13 protein-coding genes and 1 riboswitch are annotated in these 14,100 nt (G+C 40.0%); of the genes, 7 read left to right on the top strand and 6 right to left on the bottom strand.

All coding sequences use genetic code 11. From position 1 onward, the window contains the following. Positions 1-11: 11 nt before the first annotated feature. From MHB39_RS12365 to plsY, 3 genes are all read right to left on the bottom strand, one after another. A complete protein-coding gene (locus tag MHB39_RS12365) occupies positions 12-1,550 on the bottom strand; it encodes a spore germination protein (protein ID WP_342543894.1) in 1,539 nt (512 codons plus the stop codon). A gap of 174 nt (positions 1,551-1,724) precedes the next feature. Continuing rightward, a complete protein-coding gene (locus tag MHB39_RS12360; protein WP_016993904.1) occupies positions 1,725-2,015 on the bottom strand; it encodes a HesB/YadR/YfhF family protein in 291 nt (96 codons plus the stop codon). 19 nt (positions 2,016-2,034) lie between these two features. Beyond that, on the bottom strand, positions 2,035-2,637 hold the full coding sequence (plsY, locus tag MHB39_RS12355; RefSeq protein WP_016993903.1) for a glycerol-3-phosphate 1-O-acyltransferase PlsY: 603 nt from the start codon (positions 2,635-2,637) through the stop codon (positions 2,035-2,037). 564 nt (positions 2,638-3,201) lie between these two features. Here plsY and parE point away from each other — a divergent pair. From parE to MHB39_RS12320, 7 genes are all read left to right on the top strand, one after another. Further along, positions 3,202-5,178 carry a DNA topoisomerase IV subunit B gene (gene parE / locus MHB39_RS12350; protein WP_016993902.1) on the top strand — a complete coding sequence of 659 codons (1,977 nt, stop codon included), beginning with the start codon at positions 3,202-3,204 and terminating at the stop codon, positions 5,176-5,178. Next, entirely contained in the window at positions 5,175-7,613 is a 2,439-nt protein-coding gene (parC, locus tag MHB39_RS12345; protein ID WP_342543891.1) for a DNA topoisomerase IV subunit A, read from the top strand. The genes parE and parC overlap by 4 nt, the downstream gene beginning before the upstream one ends. Positions 7,614-7,720: 107 nt before the next feature. Beyond that, positions 7,721-7,831, top strand: a riboswitch (TPP riboswitch). 154 nt (positions 7,832-7,985) lie between these two features. Further along, the gene (locus MHB39_RS12340; protein WP_342543890.1) at positions 7,986-8,981 is read left to right on the top strand and encodes an ABC transporter substrate-binding protein; all 996 of its coding nucleotides are present in this window, start codon (positions 7,986-7,988) and stop codon (positions 8,979-8,981) included. Between the two features lies 1 nt (position 8,982). Continuing rightward, a complete protein-coding gene (locus tag MHB39_RS12335; RefSeq protein ID WP_342543889.1) occupies positions 8,983-9,273 on the top strand; it encodes a thiamine-binding protein in 291 nt (96 codons plus the stop codon). Next, positions 9,273-10,046 (top strand): ABC transporter permease, encoded by a 774-nt coding sequence (locus MHB39_RS12330; protein WP_048393064.1) that lies wholly within the window; start codon positions 9,273-9,275, stop codon positions 10,044-10,046. The genes MHB39_RS12335 and MHB39_RS12330 overlap by 1 nt, the downstream gene beginning before the upstream one ends. Further along, positions 10,021-10,770 carry an ABC transporter ATP-binding protein gene (locus MHB39_RS12325; protein ID WP_342543887.1) on the top strand — a complete coding sequence of 250 codons (750 nt, stop codon included), beginning with the start codon at positions 10,021-10,023 and terminating at the stop codon, positions 10,768-10,770. Before MHB39_RS12330 ends, MHB39_RS12325 begins: the two co-directional genes overlap by 26 nt. Further along, positions 10,760-11,509, top strand: a complete 750-nt coding sequence (locus MHB39_RS12320) for a TatD family hydrolase (protein ID WP_048393060.1) — start codon at positions 10,760-10,762, stop codon at positions 11,507-11,509. The genes MHB39_RS12325 and MHB39_RS12320 overlap by 11 nt, the downstream gene beginning before the upstream one ends. Before the next feature lie 26 nt (positions 11,510-11,535). Here the strand turns inward: MHB39_RS12320 and MHB39_RS12315 are convergent, their stop codons facing one another. From MHB39_RS12315 to MHB39_RS12305, 3 genes are all read right to left on the bottom strand, one after another. Further along, positions 11,536-11,712, bottom strand: coding sequence for a hypothetical protein (locus tag MHB39_RS12315; RefSeq protein WP_004227938.1), 177 nt, complete (start codon positions 11,710-11,712; stop codon positions 11,536-11,538). A 97-nt stretch (positions 11,713-11,809) separates the two neighbouring features. Then, complete coding sequence (locus tag MHB39_RS12310; RefSeq protein WP_342546907.1) at positions 11,810-13,354, bottom strand: sodium/solute symporter; 1,545 nt, start codon at positions 13,352-13,354, stop codon at positions 11,810-11,812. An 8-nt stretch (positions 13,355-13,362) separates the two neighbouring features. Continuing rightward, positions 13,363-13,701 carry a DUF485 domain-containing protein gene (locus MHB39_RS12305; protein WP_048393058.1) on the bottom strand — a complete coding sequence of 113 codons (339 nt, stop codon included), beginning with the start codon at positions 13,699-13,701 and terminating at the stop codon, positions 13,363-13,365. Between the last annotated feature and the right edge of the window lie 399 nt (positions 13,702-14,100).

The following is a 14,100-nucleotide window of genomic DNA, read 5'->3' as shown; positions in this document are numbered from 1 at the left end:
TTATCCAGTTGTTATTTTCTGTTTTTTACATTGATATAGTTATGTCCTCTAACAATATTTTTTTGATTGACTAAACGAGGTCGTGTAAGTAATTTTCTACGCGGGAACAGCACAAATGCATCCTTCTGATCCTGTAATACCAACGGTGCGAATGGGCTTAAATAAGGTACACCAAATGAACGAATGCTACATAGATGAAGAGTAATTAGCATAATGCCAAACATTACACCGAATAAACCAAACATAGCAGCTAAAATCATTAATGGGAAACGTAGTACACGAATCGTATTCGATAAGCCATAGGCAGGGAATAGAAAGCTACAAATCGCTGTTAAGGCTACAATAATTACCATTACAGCGGATACGACGCCTGCATCAACTGCTGCCTGTCCAATAACTAAAGTACCTACAATGGATACCGCAGGACCGATTGTCCGAGGCATACGAAGTCCAGCTTCCCTTAAGACCTCAAAGGCAACCTCCATAATAAGCGCTTCTACTACTGCAGGAAAGGGTACGCCTTCCCTTTGTGAAGCAATGCTAATTAACATGGGTGTCGGTAGCATTTCTTGGTGAAAGGTAGTAATCGCCACATACAAGGATGGTGCTACTAACGCTAGACTGATACCAAAGAAACGCAGGATACGTATAAGCGAGCTAATCATCCAATGCTGATAATAATCTTCTGCTGATTGTAAAAAGGATGTAAATAGCGCTGGTACGACTAAGACAAAAGGTGTGCCGTCAACGAGAATCGCCACTTTGCCATCTAATAATTCACCTGCGATGACATCAGGACGTTCAGAGTTGTAGACGGTTGGAAACATAGAGTTTTTTGAGTCTTGAATAAAATCCTCAATATAGCCACTTTCCAGAATGCCATCAATATTAATACGATCTAATCGAGCCAATACCTCTGCGACAATTTTGTCACTGGCGATGCCATTTATATACATCACTGCTACATCTGTTTGTGTCACATCTCCGATAACACGTGACTTTATCCAGAGATTCGGACTTTTTATTTTGCGACGGATAAGCGCAGTATTGGTCCTTATTGTTTCGGTAAAGGATTCCCTCGGTCCGCGAATAACGGATTCAGTCGATGGCTCTGTGACAGCTCGATCCTTGGCACTTCTTGTACTTGTCACAATCCCCTCAGCGAAGCCATCCAATAAAATAACCGTTTCACCATTGAGAATGGCATTGTAGAGTGTTGTGAAATGCTCAATATTCGTCACATCGCCTACCGTTAAATAGGAATTCCGAACATATTGGTTAATTGTCGTTATTTCAATATCTTGTTCTTCTTCAATATTTGCCATCAGTTTATCGATAACAGAATCAGAAATAGTCGTTTTATCCGATAAGCCATCAATGGAAATAATGGCAAGGCTATGTGGTTCAGCTTCTCCAATCCTAATTTCACGTATAATAATATCATTACTATGCCCTAGTGACTGTTGAATGATTTTGATATTTTTAGATAGGGAAGTATACAATAAATCGTTCTGGGATGGGGAGGTCTCGGCATTGTTATACATGGACATGTGTGTTTTCCTCCTCAAATGGTCGTTCATTACCTATAGAGTGGACAATTTATTGGAGAGATAAACGAAAAGGGCATGAAAAATCTAGCTATTTGTGGCAAAATTACATCCTTTTTGTTTTGGAATAAATAAAAAAACAGTCTGTCCTTTCAATACTTGAAAGGACAGACTGCTTTATGTACGATAGTCGTATTGTAATTCATCTTTACTTGTATCAACATCAACATGTAAATTGTGATCGTTAAAGAACCAAAGATCTTTCTCATCAATGTAATAGATGACACCATCAATTTCTGTCTGCACACCTATGGCAATGGGTTCCTCACGTGTCATTCCCAGCGAAAAGCCTTCATGAAACGGACTAGAGCCACCATAACGTGCATAAAAACGAATTGTATCACCCGGTTCAACTTCCATTTCCTGTTTGAACCATTGTAGGGCTTCATCTGTCAATGCAATATTCATTTCAAATGCTCCTCTCTTCCTACAGCCATTTTACCTTTGGTTCGGTGCCGTTTTTAATACGTGCAATATTGGCACGGTGACGATAAATAATAAAGGTAAATAAAAAGGCTACCAAGATGCCTAATGCAAAGTCACCTGTAATAAAATAATAAACGATTGCATAGATAAGCGCTACTAAAGCGGCTATCATCGATGTTAAGCTGACGATTTTTGTGATTTTTAATGTCACAATAAAGGTAATAAATAGTAGGACAAAGAGTGGCCAAGAATAGCCTAATAATACACCCGCTGATGTTGCCACAGCTTTCCCACCACGGAAGTTGGCGAAGATCGGGAACATATGACCGATTACGGCGACAAGCCCCAGTAATAAAGAATGGAGTGTAGTATCAGAGAAAACGGGAAGTGTCACGAGTAAGACAGCGGCAGTCCCTTTTAAGACATCCATCACCGTAACAACAATACCTGCCTTTTTCCCTAACGTTCGAAAAGTATTGGTCGCACCAAGATTACCGCTTCCGTGTTCACGAATATCGGTGTTATAAAAAATTTTGCCTATCCATAATCCAGAAGGTATAGAGCCGATTAGATAAGCACATAAAATAATAAGTCCATTGATCATAGCTGGACTCCTTTCATTCATAGTCCATCACTTGGTACTAATAGTTTGTATCAAGTATTTTACACTTTTTCTTGCTAATCTACAATGTTATGAAGGAGATTTCATTCGAAGTCTTGAATTCAATACAAAAGAGAATCTATTAGCGAGGACTAGGCTTTTAGACATAAATTTGTAGGAAGCGATAAAACCTTTTTAAAAATATAGGCAAAATGGCAATTTTGTCAATCGCTCATTCCTTTGGTAGAATAGAAGTCTAACTTTAACCAGTTTAATCGCAAGGCACGAGGTAGTGTGTGCTACTATTTGCAAGCAACACAAATTTATTTTGCAACTATGTAGGCTTCAAGGCGTCAAATGATGTTGGAAGCTAGAAGCAGTCTGCCTTGCTTAAATACCAATTTTAAGCAACTGTTGAAGATGTTTACTATTAATAAATATGATCAAAACTGTGAGCAAATTTTAAAATTTTATTGGACCTGTCGCTAACTATTGACAGGAAATGCTATTATTATTAGGATGAGAACATAAATAGAACATGTGTTTGTTTTTTGGAGGGGAATTTTTTTGACGAATAAACAGTCACCTAGCGTCTATAATGATGACGCTATACAAGTATTAGAAGGATTAGAAGCGGTACGCAAACGACCTGGCATGTATATCGGTTCGACGGATGGCCGTGGACTTCATCACCTTGTGTATGAAATCGTAGATAATGCGGTGGATGAAGCACTGGCTGGCTTTGGATCTCATATTATTGTCACAATTCATAAAGATCAAAGTATGAGTGTACGCGACTTTGGCCGTGGGATGCCAACCGGTATGCATAAAATGGGTAAACCGACACCAGAAATTATTTTTACTGTGCTACACGCTGGCGGTAAATTTGGTCAAGGTGGCTATAAAACAAGTGGTGGTTTACATGGTGTTGGTTCTTCCGTTGTGAATGCGCTCTCAACATTTTTAGAGGTGACAATCCATCGTGATGGCAAAAAGTATCGACAACGCTTTGAGCATGGTGGACATCCTGTCACAACACTTGAAAATATTGGGCAGACCAAGCAGACAGGAACGCTTGTTCATTTTCTACCAGATGAAACGATCTTCTCTGTCACAAAATTCAATTATGATACGTTAGCGGAACGATTACGTGAATCAGCCTTTTTATTAAAGGGCTTAAAAATTGAATTAATTGATGAGCGCGAGGAAGGCAAGAGCGATGTGTTCTTTTATGAGAATGGCATTGAGGCTTTCGTTGCGTATTTGAATGAGGAAAAAGATGTCCTTCATCCAGTAAAATATGTAGAAGGCGTACAGGATGACATCGAAGTAGAGTTTGCTTTCCAGTATAACGATGGTTATTCGGAAACGATTTTATCATTTGTTAATAATGTTCGTACACGAGATGGTGGTACACATGAAACGGGTGCAAAGGCAGCATTGACGCGTGTCTTTAATGAATATGCAAGAAAAATTGGCTTGTTAAAGGACAAGGATAAAAACCTTGAGGGGACAGATATTCGTGAAGGCTTAGCGGCCATTGTATCTGTTCGTATTCCAGAGCACTTACTACAATTTGAAGGACAAACAAAGGGCAAGCTTGGGACAAGTGAGGCTCGTTCTGCAGTAGATAGTGTAGTGTCTGAGCAAATTTTGTATGTGCTAGAGGAAAATGCAGAATTATCAGCTTCTCTTGTTCGTAAAGCGATTCGAGCGCAGCAAGTACGTGAAGCAGCTCGTAAAGCACGTGAGGATGCACGAAATGGCAAGAAAAACAAAAAGGGTAGTACGATTCTATCTGGAAAATTAACGCCAGCTCAGTCACGTAATGCGGCAAAAAATGAGCTGTATTTAGTCGAGGGTGATTCTGCTGGTGGCTCTGCTAAACAAGGTCGTGACCGTACATTCCAAGCGATTCTGCCATTGCGCGGGAAAGTAATCAACACAGAAAAGGCCAAGCTACAGGACATTATGAAAAACGAAGAAATATCAACGATTATCCATGCGATTGGTGCTGGTGTTGGCACGGATTTTGCGGTGGAGGATTCTGCCTACAATAAAGTAGTCATCATGACCGATGCGGATACAGATGGGGCACATATTCAGGTCTTGCTATTAACATTCTTCTATCGTTATATGCGTCCGCTCATTGAGTCTGGGAAAGTCTATATCGCACTACCGCCGCTTTATAAAGTCTCAAGAGGTACAGGGAAAAAAGAAGTCATTGAATATGCTTGGACAGAAAGCGATTTACAAAAGGCCATCAAAAAGGTTGGAAAGGGTTACATATTACAGCGCTATAAAGGTCTTGGTGAGATGAATGCAGACCAACTATGGGACACAACGATGAACCCTGAAACACGGACATTGATTCGTGTCACAATTGAGGATGGTGCACGTGCGGAGAGACGTGTCACGACGTTAATGGGTGATAAGGTAGAACCACGTCGTAAATGGATCGAAGCCAATGTGGACTTCGGTATGGAGGATGATTCTAACATTTTAGAGAATGAATTCATCCAACAAGAGGAGGGCCAAGCATGAGTAGTACAGAAAAGTTTCAAGATTTACCGTTAGAAGAAGTGATGGGTGACCGTTTTGGTCGCTATAGTAAATATATTATTCAAGACCGCGCGTTGCCTGATGCACGTGACGGTCTTAAACCAGTACAGCGCCGTATTTTATATGCGATGTATACGGAAGGCAACACACATGATAAGCCGTTCCGTAAATCCGCAAAAACAGTGGGTAACGTAATTGGTAACTATCATCCGCACGGTGATAGCTCTGTGTATGAAGCGATGGTACGGATGAGTCAGGACTGGAAGGCACGTCATATGCTCATTGAGATGCACGGGAACAATGGCTCGGTCGATGGCGATCCTCCAGCGGCGATGCGTTATACAGAGGCGAGACTATCTGCTATAGCTGCTGAAATGCTACGAGATATTGGCAAGAAAACGGTCGAGTTTGTGCCAAACTTTGATGACCAGGATATGGAACCAACCGTTTTACCAGCACGTTTTCCAAACCTTTTAGTCAATGGCTCTACAGGGATTTCCGCTGGGTATGCGACAGATATTCCACCACATGCCTTGGATGAAGTACTGGATGCCGTGTTAATGCGCTTAGAAAAGCCTAATGCTACTGTAGATGAATTGATGACGGTGATTAAAGGGCCAGATTTCCCAACTGGTGGAATCATTCAAGGTGTAGATGGTATCAAAAAGGCGTATGAAACAGGTCGAGGTAAAATTATTGTTCGTGCACAAGCAGTTGTCGAACCAATTAAGGGTGGTAAAGAGCAAATTGTTATCACTGAGTTACCATATGATGTAAATAAAGCGAATCTTGTGAAAAAAATTGATGAGCAACGTGTAGATAAAAGACTAGAAGGCATTGCGGAAATTCGAGATGAATCAGACCGTACAGGCTTGCGTGTCGTGATTGAGCTGAAAAAAGATGTACCTGGGCAAGGAATTTTACAGTACTTGTTTAAAACAACGGATTTACAGGTAGCTTATAATTTTAATATGATTGCTATCCATAATCGTCGTCCAACAATGATGACATTGCCATTATTGCTAGATGCGTATATCGCCCATCAAAAAGAAGTGGTAACAAACCGTTCCATTTATGATTTACAAAAGGCAAAGGATCGTTCTCATATTGTAGATGGATTAATTAAAGCTCTTTCCATTTTAGATGAAGTTATTGCGACGATCCGTTCTTCTAATGATAAGAAGGATGCGAAGCTTAATTTACAAGCGAAGTTTGATTTTACAGAGGTACAGGCAGAGGCCATTGTAAGCCTGCAATTATACCGTTTAACGAATACGGATATTACAGAGCTACGTCAGGAACAGGACGAGTTAAATAAGTTAATTGCGAAGCTAGAGGGGATTCTGCAAAGTGAGGCTAAGCTTGTGCGTGTTATTAAACAAGAGTTGCTAGATATTAAGAAACGCTTTACAGAACCTCGCCGCTCGAAGATTGAGCAAGAAATTGAAGAAATTAAAATTACATTGGATGTCCTTGTGCCAAGTGAAGAGGTTGTCGTAACAGTAACGAAGGATGGTTATATTAAACGTACATCCACACGTTCTCATGCCGCTTCAAATGGGCAAGATTTTGCCATGAAGGATTCAGATTATTTATTGTATGAAGCAAACTTAAATACACAGCACCATCTATTGCTGTTCACAAATCGAGGCAATTATATTTATCAGCCTGTTCATGAGCTGCCTGATATACGCTGGAAGGATCTCGGCCAGCATATTTCAAGTATTGTGCCAACAGGGGAAGATGAATCCATTATTGCGGTTTATGGCTTCGAAACCTTTGACCAGCCAAATACGTATGTCTTCACAGCCACAAAAGATGGCCAAATTAAGCGCTCACCACTCGCAGACTATGCGGTAACGCGTTATTCAAAGCCAATTAAAACGATGAATGTCAAGGCTGGTGATGCGATGATCTATGCATCATTTGTAACAGATGATGTGGAGCTGATGCTCACAACGGATACAGCCTATGCGATTCGTTTCCCTATGGAGGAGTTACCAGTTACAGGTGTCAAAACAGGCGGTGTGAAAGGGATCACACTAAAAGATGGAGAAGCCTTAGTTGGAGTCAATGTGTTACAGCCTGATGTTACCCACTATGTAGTAATTGTGACACAGCGTGGGGCCGTAAAGAAAATGAATGTCGCTGAAGTTGAAGTAGCGAGTCGTGCAAAACGTGGACTAAAAGTATTAACAGAGTTAAAAGCAAACCCTCACCGAATTGTGGCAGTTGTTCAAGCAACAGACGAGGAGCAGGTTGTGATTGAAACTGAAAAAGGTGTTCAAGAGATGATTGACGTACAAGCATTGTCTCGTGCGGATCGCCATTCCAATGGTTCATTTAAAGTGGATATTGCAACAGATGGAGCAATTTCTCATGTTGTAACAGCCAAAAAAGAACAGAAACCAAGCTAAAAGCATGCCCAGCCTCTTAGGAGCGCTGGGCTTTAAGCTCTATTCAAAATAGCACCTTGTCATTTAAGTGAAACTATGGGTATAATAATCATCGAAAAGTTCATAGCGAAAGAATGTAGGGGGGCTAGTAATTGCTAGCTGAGATTGTGTCCGATAGACGCTGACCCTTTGAACCTGATTTGGCTCGTACCAGCGTAGGGAACATCTATTCAAAAAAGCAAAGTTTTGAAGATTGATTGCAATACGTCTGGGAGGAATCCTAGGCGTTTTTTTATGTTTTCAAGCAACAGCTTGCCAACATTGTATACGCTTTCTTCTGGTGACAACATTCATTCATGAACACTTTCATATTACAAACTGGGAGGCTTTCGCATGAAAAAATGGTTTTTTATTTTATTGGCAGCACTATTGACATTAGTAGGCTGTAGTGACAAGGATGACAAGCAGGCTGCAGACAAGCTGAAAAAGGTGTCTGTGGTACTGGATTGGACGCCGAATACAAATCATACAGGACTATATGTTGCCAAAAAACTCGGTTATTTTGAGGTACAGGGTTTAGATGTTGATATTATTATGCCTGGTGAGGCGGGCGCAGATCAGCTTGTTGCTTCTGGAAAGGCGGATTTTGGCGTGAGCTATCAGGAAGGCATAACACAGGCACGAGTACAGGATGTGCCGCTGGTCTCCATCGCTGCAATTATACAGCATAATACATCTGGCTTTGCTTCTATTGCTTCAAAGAGCATTACATCGCCAAAGGATTTTGAAGGTAAAACCTATGGTGGTTGGGGCGCGCCATTAGAGCAAGCCGTTTTACAATCACTCATGCAAAAAGAAAAGGCAGATATTAATAAGCTAGATATCGTCAATGCAGGGGATTTAGATTTCTTCACAATGATGGAAAAAGATATAGATTTTGCTTGGATTTATTATGCATGGACTGGGATTGAGGCTGAGCTGCGTGGGGAAAAGATTAATATGCTATATCTTACAGATTATAGTGATCAATTGGATTATTATACGCCAGTTTTAGCTACAAATGAAAAAATGATACAGGACAACCCGGATGTAGTCAAAGCCTTTGTGGCAGCTGCATCGAAGGGCTATGAATACGCAATTGAAAACCCAAGTGAAGCGGCTGATATTTTAATCGAAGCGGCCCCTGATTTAGATAAAGCGTTAGTGCATAAAAGTCAGGAATGGCTGGCTGATAAATATCAGGATGATGCCAAGCAATGGGGAGAGCAAAAGCTTTCTGTGTGGGAAAATTACGCGAAATGGATGTCTAGCAATCAAGTATTAGAGGGCGAATTTGATGCGAAAAAAGCCTTTACTAATGATTTCTTACCTAAAAAGGAGGCCAAATAAGATGGCAAATTCATTAATCAGTGTACAAATCATTCCGAAGACAGAGAAATATGAAGATGTTATACCATATGTCGATGCAGCAATTGCGGTGATCGATGCTTCTGGGGTGAAATATCAGGTACATCCATTGGAAACAACGATGGAGGGTGAGCTTTCAACATTGCTCCAAATCATTGAAAAAATGAATGAGAAAATGATTGAACTTGGTGCCATTAATGTCATTACACAAGTGAAAATTTTATATCAGCCAACGGGTATTACGATGGATACATTAACGGAGAAATATCAGTAATGAAACGTGCATTACAGAAGGGAAGGACGATAATTTTTATCGCCTTCCTCTTGTTCATATGGGAACTAATCGTGCGGTTTGCTGAAGTTCCTCATTGGTTAGTACCCACACCAAGTAGTATTTTGTCAGAAGCCATCCAGTCGTATCAAACCTTTCTACCACATGCATTCGCTACAGTACAATTAGCTCTACTAGGATTAGCCATTGGCATCGCTTGTGGGCTAACGGTGGCAATAGTGTTGCATCGATTTACATTTATTCGAGAACTGTTTTATCCAATTCTTATTATGTCGCAGAATGTTCCTATTCTAGTCTTGGCACCGCTCCTTATTATTTGGTTTGGCTTTGGCTTATTACCGAAGCTTATCATTATCTGTCTTGTGTGCTTTTTCCCGATTGTCATTGCAGCGATGGATGGATTTAGACAAACAGCTCCAGAATTAAAGCATTATTTTGCCATGGTTGGTGCTACAAGGGCACAAACCTTTTGGAAGCTGGAATGGCCTTATGCCTATCCTGCTATTTTTTCAGGCATTAAAATTGCGGCTACATATAGTGTGATGGGGGCTGTGATTGCGGAATGGCTTGGTGCAAAAAAGGGTATTGGTGTTTACATGACCCTAGCCCAGTCCTCCTTCCGTACGGATCGCGTATTTGTGGCAATTTTTGCGATTGTTCTCTTGAGCTTACTATTGTTTAGTGGTATTCGTTTAATTGAAAAATTCATGGTGAAGGGAAGAGGCTATCATGCTCAGCATTCAAAACATCGCTAAATCCTTCGATGCGCTCAAAGTCCTTGATCAACTTTCTTTTGACGTCAAGGATGGAGAGTTTGTGGCCATCGTTGGTCCTTCAGGCAGTGGTAAAAGTACACTTTTTCAATTAATTGGTGGTGTTTCGCCAATTGATCAAGGAGCCATTTTATTAAATGGAGAGGATATCCAACAAAAAAAAGGAACGATTGGCTATATGCCACAGCAGCCATGTCTATTACCCTGGCGTACAATAGTAGAAAATGTCACGCTTGTAGAGGAATTACAACTTAAACCAAATGTTGAACGTGCCAAGGAATGGTTAGAAAAGGTTGGTCTTGCCTCTTTTATCCATGCCTACCCGAACGAACTGTCTGGAGGCATGCAGCAGCGTGTGTCCTTTATTCGAGCAATGGTCAGTGATAAGCCGATTTTATGCTTAGACGAACCATTCTCTGCGTTGGATGAATTTACTCGACTGGAAATGCAAGCATGGCTTTTATCTATCTGGGAGGAGTACCGCAAATCCATTCTATTTGTTACACATAGTATTGAAGAAGCTCTCTTTTTAGCAGATCGCATACTTGTTTTAACCAAACGTCCAGCTACCGTTAAAAAGGAAATCATCGTGCCGTTTGAGAGACCTCGGAAAGAGGAAATTCGACATTCTGCAGCATTCACAGCATTAAAGCAACAATTATTTATGTATTTACAGGAGGAAAAGGGTGATATGTATGTTGATTGATGCGCATATTCATTTGGATCAGTACACCGATGAGGAAATTCCTTCCTTATTAGAAGAAGTGAAAGCTGTAATCGCGGTTAGTATGCAACTTTCCTCTTGTGAAAGAACGTTGCGTTTATCGAATAGCTATCAGCAAGTAAAGGCTGCTTTTGGCTTTCATCCTGAACAGCCTTTACTAAGTCCAAATGATGAGACAGCTTTATTTGATTGGATTCATTCGCATCAGGATGATATGGTTGCTATTGGTGAGGTGGGTCTACCTTATTATTTAAAACAAGAGCAAGCGATTGATGAACGTCCCTATGTGGCTCTATTAGAGCGTTTTGTTGTATTGGCGAAGGAACTGGACAAGCCAATTGTGTTACACGCAGTATATGAGGACGCCCATATTGTGTGTGATTTGCTGGAAAAGCATCAGCTTCACGAAGCCCATTTTCATTGGTTTAAAGGGGATGAAGCTATTGTGAAGCGCATGATAGAGCGAGGTTATTTTATTTCTATTACGCCAGATTGCTTGTACGAAGAGGAAATTCAACAGCTAATTCATGCTTATCCCATTGAACTAATGATGGTAGAAACGGATGGACCTTGGCCGTTTGAGGGACCGTTTACGAAGAAGCGTACATCTCCCTGGATGATGCACTCAACGATTGAGGTAATTGCCTCCATCAAAGGGCTATCAACACAGGAAGTGGCCAAAATTATTACGCAAAACACGAAAACATTTTATCGGCTTTAATAAGAAAAAGCAGTATAGGGTACGAGTTATTCGTCCTTATACTGCTTTTTATATTTCGTATAATCATGCTCTAATTTTTCGTTTTTTGTTTTCGTTAGACGTTCATGTGTACTAAAAGAGATAGATTGTCGATTTTTTTCAACATCTTTACCTACTGTGCGTTTAATGTGCATCCGCTTCTTTTTAGCTTTAGATTGTGACATGAGCATCGCCTCCAATTCATTTTTAATTCTATAGTAGCGAATAGGGAAGAAAAAGTAAAACCTCGTAAGCAAGATACTTACGAGGCTGTCGAGTGTATTAGTGAGATACGTCCTGTACAGAAATACCTGTGTTTGCTTTAACGTCAACTTCACGATACTTCGCATCATCTGTTTCTTTAGAAAGTAATGTGCCGATGAAACCACCAAGGAAACCAAGTGGTACAGAGATTAAGGCTGGGTTCGTTAACATAATTAAAGGATCACCAACGAAAATTGCCTTACCTTCAACTGGATTCCAAACGTTTGGAGACATAGCAACTAATACTAACGCAGAGATTAAACCTGTTAACATCGCAGTAACAGCACCCGCTGTATTAAAGCGTTTCCAATAAATTGTGTAGATGATAACTGGAAGGTTAGCAGATCCTGCGATACAGAATGCTAAAGATACTAAGAATGCAACGTTTAATGTTTGTGCACCAAGTGCTAATAGGATAGAAATAACAGCGATTGTAATCGAACCGATACGAGCTGCAAGAACTTGCTCTTTTTCTGTAATTTTACCCTTTTTGATAATTTGTCCATAAATATCATGAGATAGGGCAGATGCACCAGAAAGTACAAGACCTGCTACTACCGCTAAAATTGTTGCGAATGCTACTGCACAAACGAATGAGAATAGAATGTCGCCACCAAGTGCTTCTGCAAGAAGTGGGGCAGCCATGTTACCAGCAGCGTTTGCTGCGATAATATCTTCTTTCCCAACGAATGCTGCTGCACCGAAGCCTAAGAAAATTGTTAGAACGTAGAAGATACCTACGATCCAAGTAGCCCAAATAACAGATGAACGAGCTGTTTTCGCGTCTTTTACTGTGAAGAAACGCATTAAGATATGTGGAAGACCCGCAGTACCTAATACTAACGCAATTAACATAGAGATTGTATCAAGTCCATTTGTATATTTAAGACCTGGGTTTAAATAAGCAGCTCCACTGTCAGTAACCGTTGTCATTTCTTTAAACATTGTAGAGATACTGAAGCCGAACTCTTTTAATACTAAGAACGAAATAATAACTGTACCCAACATTAAAAGAGAAGCTTTAATAATTTGTACCCAAGATGTTGCTGTCATACCACCGAATAGTACGTAAGTTGTCATCATGAATCCTACGATTAATACGGCGATCCAATAGTCGATTCCTAAAAGTAATTGAATAAGTGCTCCTGCACCAACTAGTTGTGCAATCATGTAGAATAAAACAATTGTAATAGTGCTTAAAGCAGCTGTTCCACGGACTTTGGCGTTATCAAAACGCGCTGTAATCATGTCAGCTAATGTAAATTTCCCAAGGTTACGTAATGGCTCAGCAACGATATATAATACCACTAAGTAAGCTACTAAATAACCAATAGAGAAGAAGAATCCATCAAATCCAAATAATGCTACAGCACCAGCGATACCCAAGAAGGATGCTGCTGATAAGTAGTCACCAGCGATAGCTAGTCCATTTTGCCAGCCTGTTAAGCCACCACCAGCAGTATAGAAATCACTTGCTGAAGATGTACGTTTAGATGCCCACCATGTAATAACTAATGTTAAACCAACAATGGCTACGAAGAAGAATATGGCTGTAAGACTCATTCCGTTACTCATCGGCGGCCACCTCCGTTCTCGTATTCAGCGATAATCGCTTTTGCTTCTCTATCGAAGCTGTTTGCCTTTGCTACATATAAATGACATAACCCCCATGTCATGATGAAAAGACCTGCTGCATAGATCCACACCCAAGTAATTTCCCCAAATGCCTTTTGGTGTAGAATTGTCGTGTACGATGTCAGAATTGGTAACAACATGTATGCCGATAAAAATATGGCAGTCATTGACCAAAGAAAAGAGTTCTTTCTTCGTACAAGAGACTTAAATGATTCTTGATTTGCAATTGAATCATAGTCAATCACGATACCTTTTTTTGCTTGATTGTTCGCCATTAACATTCCCCATTTTGTGTATATTTTTTCTACCTCAAGACTTGATTTTGCTAGTTTAGTGAATTCACATTTTCATTTTATGTAACAGTTCACAAAATTGCAATACATTTCAGAAAAATTATGTAAAAAAAATTTTTCAGAAAATACTCCTAAGAGAGAAAAAATGGCGCAAAGCCAAGAATATAAAGGGTTTTAGAAAATTCAGATAAATAAATGAAGTGAAGAGAAATCTAGATTCTTAACAAAAAATGAAGGGTAAATTTACAAAAAAATCTTGTTTTTTCAATTAAAAATAAACACTATTTACCTAGTGAAAAATGGATTTTTTCTGTTTTTTGGAAGTGAAATAATATTGTTCGATAAATAAATTGGTAGATATTGAATAACAAAAAAGGCGAA

The sequence above is a fragment of the Lysinibacillus sp. FSL K6-4013 genome (genome assembly GCF_038630435.1).
GTDB lineage: Bacteria > Bacillota > Bacilli > Bacillales_A > Planococcaceae > Lysinibacillus > Lysinibacillus boronitolerans.
Note: the sequence above shows the minus strand (reverse complement) of the source record. Positions and strands in the feature narration are given on the sequence as shown.

Coding starts and splice junctions, on each gene's coding strand:
- MHB39_RS12315 (WP_004227938.1), bottom strand. CDS start 11,712: ATGTCACAATCTAAAGCTAAAAAGAAGCGGATGCACATTAAACGCACA.
- MHB39_RS12330 (WP_048393064.1), top strand. CDS start 9,273: ATGAAACGTGCATTACAGAAGGGAAGGACGATAATTTTTATCGCCTTC.
- MHB39_RS12310 (WP_342546907.1), bottom strand. CDS start 13,354: ATGAGTCTTACAGCCATATTCTTCTTCGTAGCCATTGTTGGTTTAACA.
- MHB39_RS12340 (WP_342543890.1), top strand. CDS start 7,986: ATGAAAAAATGGTTTTTTATTTTATTGGCAGCACTATTGACATTAGTA.
- MHB39_RS12305 (WP_048393058.1), bottom strand. CDS start 13,701: ATGGCGAACAATCAAGCAAAAAAAGGTATCGTGATTGACTATGATTCA.
- MHB39_RS12320 (WP_048393060.1), top strand. CDS start 10,760: ATGTTGATTGATGCGCATATTCATTTGGATCAGTACACCGATGAGGAA.
- MHB39_RS12360 (WP_016993904.1), bottom strand. CDS start 2,015: ATGAATATTGCATTGACAGATGAAGCCCTACAATGGTTCAAACAGGAA.
- MHB39_RS12335 (WP_342543889.1), top strand. CDS start 8,983: ATGGCAAATTCATTAATCAGTGTACAAATCATTCCGAAGACAGAGAAA.
- MHB39_RS12325 (WP_342543887.1), top strand. CDS start 10,021: ATGCTCAGCATTCAAAACATCGCTAAATCCTTCGATGCGCTCAAAGTC.
- plsY (WP_016993903.1), bottom strand. CDS start 2,637: ATGATCAATGGACTTATTATTTTATGTGCTTATCTAATCGGCTCTATA.
- MHB39_RS12365 (WP_342543894.1), bottom strand. CDS start 1,550: ATGTCCATGTATAACAATGCCGAGACCTCCCCATCCCAGAACGATTTA.
- parC (WP_342543891.1), top strand. CDS start 5,175: ATGAGTAGTACAGAAAAGTTTCAAGATTTACCGTTAGAAGAAGTGATG.